The organism is Paenibacillus sp. FSL H7-0918, assembly GCF_038007025.1.
In the GTDB taxonomy this organism is placed as follows: Bacteria; Bacillota; Bacilli; order Paenibacillales; family Paenibacillaceae; genus Paenibacillus_AQ; species Paenibacillus_AQ odorifer.
The window spans coordinates 261377-273858 of the sequence record NZ_JBBOWJ010000001.1 but is presented as its reverse complement, the minus strand read 5'-3'; the positions used below and the strand labels follow the sequence as shown (position 1 = coordinate 273858).

Here is a 12482-nt window from a genome sequence, read left to right as displayed (position 1 = left end):
CACAGTGATAGCTGTGGGTTTTGTAAGAGAGACAATTCATATGAAACGCTTTGGATGTTTGTTCAGAAATAAGATTCAATGATGGATACGCTATTCTCGATTCTCGCCTTACTCTGCGTTAAATAATCTTTGGTCCAATCATCTAGGTTAGACATATCAAAACTCCGGTACATCCCTGTATAAACAATAATCTCTCTTAATCGAAGAAAAAGAGGAATTAGCTTCAGCTCATTTTCTGAAATACTGTTCTCTTTAACGTAGCCTTTTAGAAAATGCTCCATAAAACGCTGACATTGAAGCTGCCTGTCCTCCATACTATCATCCCCGTAAACGTAGACTAGATAATACAGTTGAATGGCGATATCTTCTACAAACCAGCTGTACTGAGCTTCATCAAAATCAAACAAGGTCAGCTTGCCATTGTCGACCAAAAAGTTGCCTACATTGATATCCCCATGGATGAGACCATAGGTATTTATATTAGCGTCGAGATGCTTTAGTTGATCCATAAGCGCCTTACAGCTTTCCAAAACACCACTTTGGGATGGAGGAATAAACCTGGTTACATTCTGCAGGTAGTAGTTCTGATGCCACGCATGTCTTTTGGACTGTGGTTTATAAGATTTTGCTAATCTGTGCATTTGTCCAGTGATCATGCCACACTGCTCATAGAGGTCTAGATCCTTCAGGCAGTCTGGGTAACCTATTCGTTTCCCTTGTGCTTTTTCAAAGGAAGATACCATAAAGCATGAATCACCAATCTCTATTTGCTCAACTAGATTACCCAGAAGAGAACCTACGGGTCTTGATACGGAAACGCCATGATCTGCCAGGTATAGAATCCATTCAAGTTCAGCCGTTAACAATTCTATACTGCGCAGCGAGCTATGAGTAAATCTTAGAATATATTGATGATTGCTAAGTTGATATTCATAAACGAAATTTTGAAATCCGCCAATGAAGCTTAGCTCATCTATGGGGATACCGTATTTCGTGCAGGCAGCACTTACAATCTGGTCATTAAATAAGGACTTAATCTTTTGTTCCAAGGGTTCTACTCCGTTCTACATTACAATGATTTTATCGAAATCGTTCTGGAGCTTTCCTGGACCTCAATAAGCAGCGGTCGTTCTTGTGGGTTGAGATTTGGGGCATGAATGGCCAGCATAAGTCTGCCCGTCAAATCACGAAACAACATTCCATGTCCGCCATCTTTGGCATAAAGAGGCTCAGGATCATGTTGCCAAGGTCCGCTAATGTCACCGCTGACGGATCGGGCTAAACCCATGGCATAACCACTAGCTCCACTGCTAGACCACAACATAAGCAGCTCACCACTGCTAGTCTGATGCATAAAAGGACCGTCAGTTACGTATTGCCCTTCTTTGCCGCCTACCGTCCAAGGAGCTTGTGAAGCCTGGAAAAGCAGCATAGGTTCGCCAATAGTAGCACTTAAATCCTCCTTCAGCCGAACGGCATACATTTCTCCATCCGTCACTTCAATCCATTCACGGCAAAAGATCATCCAAGGTTTGTCTTCTTTATCTACATATAACGTTCCGTCAAGGCACTCCCAAGAAGCAGGGGTAATCGGATGATTACTGATAGGGAGATAAGGACCCTCAGGTGTTTCCGCGCTTAATATTGTGTCCCCCGTGGAACGCTATGTCCTTTAAAAGAAGCGAACATATAATATTTTCCGTTGTAGCGGTGAACCTCTGGTGCCCAGAAATGATGATCAGCCCAAAAATCAGGATCTGGACGAAAGGCAGCAATGGGTCCGGACCATTCCTGAAGATCTGAGCTGATATATACATCGAAGCCGTGAGGTGCGCCACTCCAAGCTGTTAAGCCATCTGTGCCAAATAAATAGTATTGTTCAAGTTCAGGCACAGATAGGATATAGGGATCTCTAAAGTTAATATCAGATAATGTTTTCATTAAGGTGCCCCCAATTTACAAGCTATCATCTGCTTAATTTTACAATATCTTCTTTAGGCTTGGAAGCGTTACTTCATTTGCTCGTCTTGTAGCAAACGTATTTTCATTACTCCGGGTGTACAGCCGTAGTTTTTTCGGAAGACACGTATAAAATAATTAGTCTCCATGCCCAGCTGAAGCGCTATATCTTGAACGGGAATCTCCACATCCTCCGTCATTAATTGCAGCGCCCGCTCCAGCCGCAGATTCTGCAAATACTTATGTGGAGTGACCCCATATTCCTGCACGAATAAACGCTGGAAATGCTGCACGGAGTACCCGACTGCTGCTGCAAGATTGGAGATCAGAAGCGGTTCTGTGTAATGTTCGTTGATCAGCCCGACGGCTGTAGTTAGGGCTTCATTTCGGACCGACTCAAAGGCTAGACGATTACCGGAGACTTCTGAACTCTTGGCAGGGCGCAGCATCAAGAGCAGTCTATAGAGTGTGATAGACAACTCTTGCATCCACATCTCGTCCTGCCGATTGGGGGCAGGAGAATTCACCGTATGCCAGATTTGGCCGATTTCTTCCCAGCATTGTTCAAAACGATCCGTTCGATAAGGAACAGAAGGGAGCAGTTCAAGCGCTTCCAGCAATCCATGAGCTTGACTGCCTTGAAAGCCGATAAAGCCAACATGCCACGGTTCATGAGAGGTAGGATAATATTCATGACCACGATCGGGCGGGAAGGCAAAAGCCATCCCCGGTTCCAGTATGATTTCTGTGCCACTTTCCAGATCACGAAATAACCCGGTTCCGGTCCGGATTAAAAAGATTTGATACACAGGAAATCCTGCTGGGCGCACATGATGGAATTGGATATGGCGACCTACAGAGTAGGGGGATAGGGGCAACGTTCCAGAGTCGCGCGGTAATTCAATCAGAGAAAAAGGTAGCAGGTTTATCACCTCATCTTCATTTTGTGCTATCACTTCGAGACTATATTCCTACTGATTGAAATGAATTTTCTTATATTATAAATAGTATAAATGATGATTCCTGAATAAGATAGCTTACGCTTCTAGCCTATCATCAGAGAATAGTCCCATTCTATAAATGGGCAGAATTGAGAGGATGATCGTACACAATGAATAAAAAACATTCCCCGATAAGCAGAAAAGCTGGTGTCATGCTGCACGGTGCTGATTATAATCCTGAACAATGGCTGAAATATCCGGAAGTATTGCGTGAGGATATCCGATTAATGAAGCTGGCGGGCTGCAATGTCATGTCCGTAGGCATTTTTTCGTGGGTATCTCTTGAACCTGAAGAGGGTGTGTTCACTTTCGAATGGTTGGATGGTGTACTTGATTCTTTTGCAGAGAATGGGATTTACGCTATCTTGGCAACGCCAAGTGGTGCCCGCCCAGCATGGATGTCGCAAAAATATCCAGAAGTCTTAAGAGTGGAGCGTAACCGTGTTCACAATTTGCATGGCTTCCGTCATAACCATTGCTTTACCTCACCAGTGTACCGGGAGAAAACTGCAATTCTGAATGCAAAGCTAGCGGAACGGTACAGCCAGCATCCAGCCATTATCGGTTGGCATATTTCGAATGAATTCGGTGGGGAGTGTCACTGCGAGCTCTGCCAGGATGCTTTTAGAGAATGGCTGAAAGTGAAATATAATAACAGTTTGGATGAGGTGAATCATGCTTGGTGGGCTACTTTTTGGAGCCATACCTACACTTCATGGTCACAGATTGAATCCCCAGCTCCACATGGTGAGACACAAGTACACGGCTTGAATCTTGACTGGCGGCGTTTTGTTAGTGAACGGACGATTGATTTCTGCCAGCACGAGATCAATACCGTTCGTCCTTATAATCCAGAGCTGCCTATCACGACGAATATGCATATGATCGATGGCATTGATTACCGCGAGCTGGCCAAAATCCTGGATGTGGTCTCATGGGACGCTTATCCAGACTGGCATTATACCGAAGACGGTGACGATACTAGATTGGCAGCATGGACGGCGATGCACTACGACTTAATGCGCTCTTTTAAAAAGAAACCGTTCCTGCTGATGGAAAGCACGCCATCCCTTACGAACTGGCAATCGGTCAGTAAGCTGAAACGTCCCGGAATGCACAAGCTGTCTTCCTTGCAAGCGGTAGCGCATGGTTCGGATTCTGTGCAGTATTTCCAATGGCGCAAAAGCCGCGGATCAAGTGAGAAGTTCCACGGCGCAGTTGTAGACCACAGTGGCCACTCCGAGACTCGAGTATTCCAAGATGTAGCGGAAGTAGGAAAGACGCTGGCGGGAATGACGGAAGTAGTGGGTACGTCCACTCCGGCGCAGACGGCGATTATTTTCGATTGGGACAACCGCTGGGCGATAAAGGATGCGCAAGGCATCCGTAATTCCGGATTACGTTATGAGGAGACGGTGCTACAGCATTATCGTGCACTTTGGGAGCTGGGCATTCCAGTTGATATTATAGGCTCTGGAGATGATCTGTCTGCCTACAAGCTGGTTGTTGCCCCTATGTTATATCTGATTAGTGAAGAGAATGGAAAGCGCATTGAGAAATATGTGGAGCAAGGCGGCACTTTCCTCGCAACCTATTGGTCAGGAGTAGTTAACGAAACGGATTTATGTCATCTGGGAGGATTCCCTGGTCCACTGCGCAGAACACTGGGGATTTGGGCAGAGGAGACAGAAGGGCTGCACAGCCGTGATCTGAACGGGTTAGTAATGGAGGTAGGTAATAAACTTAAGCTAAGCGGTGACTACGATGCGCATGAGATAGCCGAGCTGATTCATTTGGAAGGTGCAGAGGCTTTGGGGCATTATCGCAACGATTTCTATGCGGGCCGTCCAGCGCTTACAGTCAATCGTTTTGGTGAAGGAAATGCGTACCATCTTGCTACCCGTGTGAAAGACACTTCGTTCTATGTTGAGCTATACGCAGCGATCACATCTAAGGCAGGAATTACCCGAGCGATGGATAGTGAGCTTCCAGCAGGTGTGACTGCACAACTTCGCACAGATGGCGAAAGTGATTATGTTTTTGTGCAAAATTTCAGCGGCAGTCCGCAAACGGTAGAGCTGGATGGAGCGGAATACACAGACTTGGAAACAGGTCTTTCAGCTCCGGCCCTATTGAATCTAGCGGTGAATGGACTTGCGATGTTGAAGCGTAAAGCATTAGTATAATAAAAAGGCAGGACCTGAGTTTCAGGTTCTGCCTTTTTTTTGAATAGAATCAGTTCTTAACTCTTCCCATCATAATGGTGTTATACAATTTGCCGTCCGATAGAAGTTTATCTTTCTTTAAAATCCCTTCAATTTCAAAGCCAAGCTTTTGATATAGCTTAATAGCGTTGGTGTTCGTTTCCAGCACATTTAGGGTGATCTTTTGAATACCATTAGTGTCAGCCCAGGCAATCGATTCGGCGAGAAGATTTTTTCCAATACCATATCCCCAATAATCCTGCAGCACACATACTCCAAATTCTACTTTATGAGCAAATCTTTTTAAGGGATAACCTTCGCATCTGGAGAACGCAACGATTTGATTATCAACTACTGCGACTAGAAAAAGGTTATTATTTTTCTCAGAATCGGCTTGAATAAGCTGTTCAAACCCTTTTTCGTCAATAAAGGCTTCGCCTGGTTCCCGATCTAAATTCTCGGTTTCTCCATCGATCCGCACCCTTAATTCAGATAACACTTTAGCATCATGAGAGGCCGCAGATCTAATGCTGTATTGGATTCCATTCACTGTAAATGTTTGAGGATTAATGATCATATGTCCTCCGTGACGATGGGTGATGTTAGAATTATTGCTTCGATGCCCTCAATGATCCGAGTGAAATAGGCTGCTTCATGAGGCACAAAATGAGTCCGATCCACACTTTGTTGAATGTTGATTTTTTGTCCGTTTGAATCCACTTTGAAACCATTGATTTGTAGACTATGTATTTCTCCTTGCCAAAAGCTTCGGAAGTCGGCAAACCTTGTGATAACTATTCCTGCGACCTCTTCTTCTTGCAGCTTAAAATCGTCCAGAGGATAAGGATTGTTATAAACAAAAACATGCGCTCGTTCTTTATCGATAAGATTTTCTTTGATCATACTGTAAGGAATCGTACCTAAGGGAATCAGTTCATCAAAAGCTAGCTCCAAACCGAGTTCTTCTTGAACCTCGCGAATCCCGTCCTCTACCGTTTCGTGTGTCAGCAAATGTCCAGCGGCCGTGATGTCCAGCAATCCTGCATAATCTTGTTTCTGCTCACTACGAAGCTGTAAATAAATATAGGGGATTTCTTGGGTTTTGCTTATAAACCAGCAGTGGAAGGTCTCGTGCCAATGTCCTAACCGATGTACTTCTGCCCGTGGAGCTGTACCGATTCGGTGACCCGCTTCATCAAATATAGTAAGTATCTCATTATGCATAGAAAAGCTCCTTTGTGAAAATATCTACTGCTTAAAGCCTATCATAAAAACGATCGAATTGCTTAATGTCCCCAAGTGATTTTTATTGACATCGTTAAGAAATATATGTATATTTTTGGATGTTAATCAAAGGAGGAGTTAAATGAATTTAGTAGCCATGAAGCGGGAAGACTTGGACACTTTAAGTGATGAAAGGTTAGGATGGGCCTGTATGGAGCCTACCTTTCAGCTGATTCGCGGAAAATCGCCATCGACCAAATCAGAAGTGATCTCGAAGCTCACAGAGGGGCAACAAGCCTTATGTATGTTCAGAGTGCTATATGGTCACAGCTGTAATTCCGAAGGGGAATATTATGCTTGGATTTCCTACATGCAAGACCTGCCAGGGTATTGGACAGGGGTGATAGGAGGCATACGATTTTTTGACGATTCACCCATGATTCTTTTGCTTCAGGAAACAAAGACATTTCTCGAGGAAAGAAATCATCGACTGGGTAAAGAGTGGGCGGATGCGGCCATCACGGATTTGGATCGAGACCCTGAACTGTTAGAAGTAATTAGTGGGTTATTCGAACGATATAAGAACCTGACACCAAATACGCATAGAATTATCGGCGATTATATTCGCACTCATCCAGAGGAGTTTGTAGAAATAGGGTGTTCATAATTATGAATATGAAGAAACGTTATGTATTTCTCGTACTCATTTTTTTTATTAATCGAAATCCCTGTAATCATTAATCTCTACCATAGTTATAATTCATTTGAGAATTTAGTGTTGGATCAAATCGATGAAACTGAAATCACCTCAATCGAGATTGAGAAATCTTTAGTGGATGAAAAGGTAGTGATTGAAGATCCGAAGGAAATTGAAAAGATCATTTATGCTTTTTCAGATGTAAAATTGAGAAGAAGTAGTGCTTTGGACAAATCTACGGAGACCTACTGGATAAGTATTATTGTAAATAACAGCTTGAGGTTTGGCATGAATCTTACGGATACTAACTTCCTGTATGTGACAGATCTTGATAAGAAGGACAAATACAGTTCGGGAAACTTTAGAATGACTAGTGATTTTGATGTGGATTCCATTGCAAGCTTATTTAAATGATGCAGAACGATCCACAACCACTGATACTGAGATTTTCGGACCCAGATGCCCCTATTTGCGAATTTATCGTCTTTTGAGCAGGTTTTCGGACTCCAGCGTCGCTATTGCTCATGAAAGAGCTTATAATTGGTGTTTTTTGCACCAATAGCGGCTATGAGGTCCGATAGCTATCCAAATAGCGGATAAAACGGTGTATAAGGTCAGCTGAGTCCTTTAGCTACTGCGTGTGCAGATCGGTCAGCTGAGTCCGATAGTGCTTCATATCCACACAAAAAATGGGTGCCCCTATGGGACACCCATTTTTTTGGATTATCTAGCCATCCATCCGCCATCCACATTAAGAACGTGACCGTTCAAGTAGTCAGATGCTGCGGAAGCCAAGAATACAGCAGGGCCTTTAACGTCATCAGGCGTTCCCCAACGTGCTGCAGGGATACGGTCTAAGATAGAGTCCGAACGACTTTGGTCGGCACGGATTGGAGCGGTATTTTCAGTAGCCATATAGCCTGGTGCAATTGCATTGATGTTCAGACCGGAGCCTGCCCATTCATTGGCAAAAGCTTTAGTAAGACCCGCAACCCCGTGTTTACTCGCAGTGTAACCAGGGACATTGATTCCGCCTTGATAGGAGAGCATGGAGGCGATGTTAATGATTTTGCCGGATCCTCTTTCCAGGAAGTGGCGGCCTGCGATTTGCGACAGAAGGAAAACTGTGTTCAGGTTCAAATTGATGACATCAAACCAGTCTTTTTCACTATGATCTTTTGCCGGTGCACGGCGGATCATTCCTGCGCAGTTTACGAGAATGTCAACATGTCCGGTCAGCTCTAGCGCTTGGTCAAAAGTGCTTTGCAGCTTGCTGTGATCACTTAAGTCAGATTCGATACTAACTGCTTTTACTCCAAAAGCTTTTGCTGCATTTACAGTTTCTTCACTCGAATTAAGGGAGACAGATGCAACGTCTGCACCGGCTTCTGCAAATGCAAGCGCGATTCCTTGTCCAAGACCTTGAGCTGCGCCTGTTACAATAGCTGTTTTACCTGCCAAGCTAAATAATGATGACATATAAATTACGCCCCTTTATTGTAAATGGATTGTTATTCCGGGTTTACCCGCATTCAATGGTAACGCCTGCACTGCGGAACTGATCTGCCGTTTCGGGGGAGAGCCCTTTGTCCGTCAGAATCACGTCAACTTCTTGTAGGGAAGCAAAGGTACGCAGTGCAGTATGGCCGAATTTATGATGATCTACAACCGCGAATACCTTACGGGCTGTAGATACAAGGGCTTGCTTGAACTCAATTAAATCTCCGGTATAAATGGAGAGCCCATGCTCTATATGAATAGCAGTCGATGAAAGGAATGCTTTTTGAATATTAAGCTTTTGTACATAGGAGACGGCTTCAGGACCAGCCAACATATTACGGACACGATAACCACCGGGAACGACCAGACGGATGTTATCTTTGGGAACCAGTTCGCTGATGATGTATACATCATTGGTGACTACCGTTAGTGGCATATTGTCCAGACGCCGAGCAATTTCAAGCGTAGTGCTACCGCCATCAAGAGCGATAATATCGTCCGGTTCAATATGAGCAAGCGCACGCAAGGCAATCTCCGTCTTCTCGTCAGAGTATTTATCCAGCGGATCCTTGGAGGGCAAAATACCAAACTGGTCGCTTTGTGCCAGCACAGCTCCGCCATGTACACGTACGATCAGCCCTTGTTCCTCCAGCCTGCTTAAATCCTCGCGTATTGTTTTTCCAGTAACCTGAAGCTTATCGCTCAGTTCATTCACCGTTACATCTTTTTGGTTCAGCATAACTTCCATAATCATCTCGTGTCGTCGTATCGGGTTCATCCGCCTGCCTCATCTTTCCGTAGTTGATTTATCTCTATTGTAATTCTTTCATGGATACGGGGTCCATATCATCATATCTTTTATTATCGCCAGCCATACTCCAGATAAAAGTATAGTTATGAGTGCCGACACCACTGTGGATGGACCAGCTTGGAGAAATAACAGCTTGTTCGTTATGCATTACGATATGGCGGGTTTCGTCAGGTTCTCCCATTAGGTGGAACACAACGGAATCGTCCGGAAGATCAAAATAGAAATAGGCTTCCATCCGGCGTGGATGGGTATGTGCTGGCATGGTGTTCCACATGCTGCCTGGTTTCAGTTGGGTCATACCCATAACCAGTTGGGCACTTTGCACACCATTTGTGTGAATGAAGCGGTGGATTGTCCGCTCGTTAGAGTTCTCCAGACCACCCATCGCACCGGATTCAGAATCGGCCAGTGTGGTTTTGGTAGTAGGGTAGGACTGATGGGCAGGAGCAGAATTCAAATAGAATTTAGCAGGCTTGGAAGCGTCTGCACTTTTGAAGACTACATCTTTAGAGCCTTGACCTACATAAAGACATTCTTTGAAATCCACTTCATATTCTGTGCCATCTACAACCACGGAGCCTTTACCACCGACATTGATGATGCCCAGTTCACGGCGTTCCAAGAAATAAGTAACCCCAAGTTCTTTAAGGTCAGTAGTTAGCGCAACCTCTTCTTTTACAGGATTAGCTCCACCAACGATCATACGATCTTCATGGGTTAGGACAAGCTTTAGCTCATCAGGAGCAAAAATAACGGGAATGTGGAATTCCTTACGGAGGCGCTCAGTGTCAAATTGTTTTACTTCATTAGGATGGGATGCGAAACGTCTTTCCATTGAATGTTCAATCTCCTTTGTGTACATATTATCGTTCGTATAGGTACACTTTAGTCCATTTATGTTCATTTTACAAGTACTAATCTTTTTTATTTCGTTTATTTATGTTTATTTATTGGTTTTTCCAATTGCAAAATGAACGGAAAGTGTGCACAATAGAGCTATTATGCTCGATTTTCATGAATGCCGGAAGATGATATAAAACTGAAATGATGGAGGTTGAAAAGTAATGCCGGGGTTGAAAAATATCCAGAGTACTTATAAGGAACGTCAGCAAGAAATTATTTTTAATATAGCACTGGAAGCAGAGCAACGCCCTTTATTGGAAAGTGGACTCTGGTTCCATGATGATGTGCGAAATAACTTTTATTATGCTTCGTATCTTTTTGCAGCGGCTGTTGATGATTCTTTTGAGCTGCCTTTTGATCGTGAGCAAGCGAAACAGAAAGCACAGGATGTGCTGCTGGAGATCTTAATGCTTCAGAACCGGCAGCCCGGCACGGAGTTATATGGTCATTGGCCGCTCGGTTTGAATCCGGTTCCGCGAGATGCGTCACCGCATGAGTTACCAGTGGAGCTTATGGGCAACCTGCTGGCGTATTTTTGCAAAAGATACGGAGGAGCATTAAATGCTCAACTTCGCATAGTTCTGAATACAGCGTTTGGACATATTTATCGCAGTGATTTCTACCGTAAGCCGGTGGTTACTTTTGGGCATCATGAAGCTAAATATACAGCTGCTAAGCTGATTTTTGGCACCCTGTTTGCGGATGAAATATTGCTTGAGGATGGCCGGCAGAGTCTGAAGGATACGCTGGCTTATATTCGTACTAAAGGGATGCCGGAATACGGCAGCCTACCGTGGTTTTGGCATTGGGTGCAGGCATTCACCTGCGCGTTGGAACTTGTCCCGCCTGAGGATACGGAGCTTACTACGAGCCTTAAAGAAATGCTTGACCATTTATGGAATGTACGAGCTGAATTCTATCTGCGTGGCGCTTGGGTTGGTGCGCATTCTAGAGGCTGGCCGCATGATGTTCCCGGCGATGCTAATGTACTTCATGATTATGTTCAGTTTGGAGATTTCCAGCTGCCTGAGAGGATGCCGCGCACTGAGTATGCCGGTTTATTATTCTATCAAGCATCCGATGAAATATTAGCCGCAGCTATGAATCGCCAGATACCAATGGAAGTAGGGAAGATTACTCAGAAGGTTGTCCCAACGGATCCACAGCCGCAGCCTTTGCTTCATTCCTATGCTTATATTACAGAGGAGTTTGCAGCAGGCGGGATGTGGGAGCGGGTTGAGGAATTCGATAATGAGCAGCTTCGCTGGGCTTTTTCGTTACCTGTGAGTGGAGAGGGAAGCGCAAATCAGCTGTATTTCTTCCATCCGGGACAAGGCTACAATGAGGGAGATCCCCGCCATCAAAGCCGTTATATGGAGGTTCTCTATCACAAGAATGTCATCATTTCTTTATTCCCAATCCCCCAGGGTGAGAAGAATACGATCATCGGTGTACTTCCCCAAGGGGAATGGAAACAAGAGCCGTATACATTGTACGGGCAAGTTGGTGAGACGTATTTTGTTATTTATTTATCTCACCCTTATCAGCTGCAGGAACGGTCCAGATTCATAGAGGTATCCGTCGCAGGGATGCCGGGCGGTGTGATCGTTGAAGCATTGGGCATTAAGAAAGCTGCCGAATGTGGTATTATTGGTTTAGAGGCTTTTGCCGCAGCTATGGCTCATAAAGAAAGGAATTTCGAAGTGGGAGAGGTATTAGCAGCGAATTATACCAACATGGATGGTGAAAGCTTAGTTTTGAGTATTAGTAGGGAGTTAGAATTACCGCAAGCTCAGCTTAATGGAATTCAGATCTCATTAGATCATTATTCAGTATAAAAAACACAATTACTGTGATAAATAGTAATCCGAGTCGGCCTTTTTGGCCGGCTTCTTTAATAAGGAGCTACATGAAAGGATGTGATGCCCCATTGCACAGCCCGCAATAGATACCTAAGTATCCGTAAACGTGATTTTGTCCAAAATACTTATAATTGGGGTGAGCGACGATTTATCTGGATAAACTAGACCTAACGATTTGGTAATTCAATCCTTCCTAAGCACATTTCCCTTTAGAATAGCGGTGTTAGGTTACTAAATAGTAATTAATTACATTAAACCCTATTTTTCTGAGAGACATTTGTCACAATAAAGGTTAATATCTAAGTGAGATAGAAATGATTG

At 44.2% G+C, this 12482-nt stretch carries 13 protein-coding genes; 4 read left to right on the top strand and 9 right to left on the bottom strand.

Annotated features, from left to right (window positions below):
• Nucleotides 1-62 precede the first annotated feature (62 nt).
• The 4 genes from MHI15_RS01320 to MHI15_RS01305 form a co-directional block, all read right to left on the bottom strand.
• On the bottom strand, nucleotides 63-1049 hold the full coding sequence (locus MHI15_RS01320) for a phosphotransferase enzyme family protein (RefSeq protein ID WP_076309723.1): 987 nt from the start codon (nucleotides 1047-1049) through the stop codon (nucleotides 63-65).
• 20 nt (nucleotides 1050-1069) lie between these two features.
• On the bottom strand, nucleotides 1070-1591 hold the full coding sequence (locus tag MHI15_RS01315; protein ID WP_341164503.1) for a family 43 glycosylhydrolase: 522 nt from the start codon (nucleotides 1589-1591) through the stop codon (nucleotides 1070-1072).
• 47 nt (nucleotides 1592-1638) lie between these two features.
• Nucleotides 1639-1941: a family 43 glycosylhydrolase gene (locus tag MHI15_RS01310; RefSeq protein ID WP_341164054.1), complete on the bottom strand. Its 303-nt coding sequence runs from the start codon at nucleotides 1939-1941 to the stop codon at nucleotides 1639-1641.
• A 68-nt stretch (nucleotides 1942-2009) separates the two neighbouring features.
• On the bottom strand, nucleotides 2010-2915 hold the full coding sequence (locus tag MHI15_RS01305; protein WP_254847677.1) for a helix-turn-helix transcriptional regulator: 906 nt from the start codon (nucleotides 2913-2915) through the stop codon (nucleotides 2010-2012).
• A 155-nt stretch (nucleotides 2916-3070) separates the two neighbouring features.
• On the opposite strand from MHI15_RS01305, the gene MHI15_RS01300 reads away from it, so the two are divergent.
• A complete protein-coding gene (locus MHI15_RS01300; protein ID WP_076280096.1) occupies nucleotides 3071-5146 on the top strand; it encodes a beta-galactosidase in 2076 nt (691 codons plus the stop codon).
• Between the two features lie 49 nt (nucleotides 5147-5195).
• Here the strand turns inward: MHI15_RS01300 and MHI15_RS01295 are convergent, their stop codons facing one another.
• The gene (locus MHI15_RS01295; RefSeq protein ID WP_076129818.1) at nucleotides 5196-5741 is read right to left on the bottom strand and encodes a GNAT family N-acetyltransferase; all 546 of its coding nucleotides are present in this window, start codon (nucleotides 5739-5741) and stop codon (nucleotides 5196-5198) included.
• A complete protein-coding gene (locus MHI15_RS01290) occupies nucleotides 5738-6388 on the bottom strand; it encodes an NUDIX hydrolase (RefSeq protein ID WP_076217832.1) in 651 nt (216 codons plus the stop codon). The genes MHI15_RS01295 and MHI15_RS01290 overlap by 4 nt, the downstream gene beginning before the upstream one ends.
• Nucleotides 6389-6530: 142 nt before the next feature.
• Here MHI15_RS01290 and MHI15_RS01285 point away from each other — a divergent pair, with 142 nt between their 5' ends.
• Together MHI15_RS01285 and MHI15_RS01280 are read left to right on the top strand one after the other, a co-directional pair.
• A complete protein-coding gene (locus MHI15_RS01285; RefSeq protein ID WP_076281630.1) occupies nucleotides 6531-7055 on the top strand; it encodes a hypothetical protein in 525 nt (174 codons plus the stop codon).
• Nucleotides 7056-7163: 108 nt separating this feature from the next.
• Nucleotides 7164-7499 carry a hypothetical protein gene (locus tag MHI15_RS01280; RefSeq protein WP_341164053.1) on the top strand — a complete coding sequence of 112 codons (336 nt, stop codon included), beginning with the start codon at nucleotides 7164-7166 and terminating at the stop codon, nucleotides 7497-7499.
• A gap of 309 nt (nucleotides 7500-7808) precedes the next feature.
• Here MHI15_RS01280 and kduD read toward each other — a convergent pair whose 3' ends face one another.
• From kduD to kduI, 3 genes are read right to left on the bottom strand one after another with little or no spacing between them, the layout of a single operon-like run.
• A complete protein-coding gene (kduD, locus tag MHI15_RS01275; RefSeq protein ID WP_036688326.1) occupies nucleotides 7809-8564 on the bottom strand; it encodes a 2-dehydro-3-deoxy-D-gluconate 5-dehydrogenase KduD in 756 nt (251 codons plus the stop codon).
• 43 nt (nucleotides 8565-8607) lie between these two features.
• Nucleotides 8608-9363, bottom strand: coding sequence for a DeoR/GlpR family DNA-binding transcription regulator (locus MHI15_RS01270; RefSeq protein ID WP_076129821.1), 756 nt, complete (start codon nucleotides 9361-9363; stop codon nucleotides 8608-8610).
• Nucleotides 9364-9397: 34 nt separating this feature from the next.
• Nucleotides 9398-10231 carry a 5-dehydro-4-deoxy-D-glucuronate isomerase gene (kduI, locus tag MHI15_RS01265; protein ID WP_036688322.1) on the bottom strand — a complete coding sequence of 278 codons (834 nt, stop codon included), beginning with the start codon at nucleotides 10229-10231 and terminating at the stop codon, nucleotides 9398-9400.
• Between the two features lie 229 nt (nucleotides 10232-10460).
• Here kduI and MHI15_RS01260 point away from each other — a divergent pair, with 229 nt between their 5' ends.
• Nucleotides 10461-12137: a hypothetical protein gene (locus tag MHI15_RS01260; RefSeq protein ID WP_312149808.1), complete on the top strand. Its 1677-nt coding sequence runs from the start codon at nucleotides 10461-10463 to the stop codon at nucleotides 12135-12137.
• Nucleotides 12138-12482 lie beyond the last annotated feature (345 nt).

Excerpts from the sequence above, each read along its gene's own strand:
- kduI (WP_036688322.1), bottom strand. The coding sequence starts at position 10,231 with ATGGAAAGACGTTTCGCATCCCATCCTAATGAAGTAAAACAATTTGAC.
- kduD (WP_036688326.1), bottom strand. The coding sequence starts at position 8,564 with ATGTCATCATTATTTAGCTTGGCAGGTAAAACAGCTATTGTAACAGGC.
- MHI15_RS01285 (WP_076281630.1), top strand. The coding sequence starts at position 6,531 with ATGAATTTAGTAGCCATGAAGCGGGAAGACTTGGACACTTTAAGTGAT.
- MHI15_RS01295 (WP_076129818.1), bottom strand. The coding sequence starts at position 5,741 with ATGATCATTAATCCTCAAACATTTACAGTGAATGGAATCCAATACAGC.
- MHI15_RS01300 (WP_076280096.1), top strand. The coding sequence starts at position 3,071 with ATGAATAAAAAACATTCCCCGATAAGCAGAAAAGCTGGTGTCATGCTG.
- MHI15_RS01290 (WP_076217832.1), bottom strand. The coding sequence starts at position 6,388 with ATGCATAATGAGATACTTACTATATTTGATGAAGCGGGTCACCGAATC.
- MHI15_RS01260 (WP_312149808.1), top strand. The coding sequence starts at position 10,461 with ATGCCGGGGTTGAAAAATATCCAGAGTACTTATAAGGAACGTCAGCAA.
- MHI15_RS01270 (WP_076129821.1), bottom strand. The coding sequence starts at position 9,363 with ATGAACCCGATACGACGACACGAGATGATTATGGAAGTTATGCTGAAC.
- MHI15_RS01310 (WP_341164054.1), bottom strand. The coding sequence starts at position 1,941 with ATGAAAACATTATCTGATATTAACTTTAGAGATCCCTATATCCTATCT.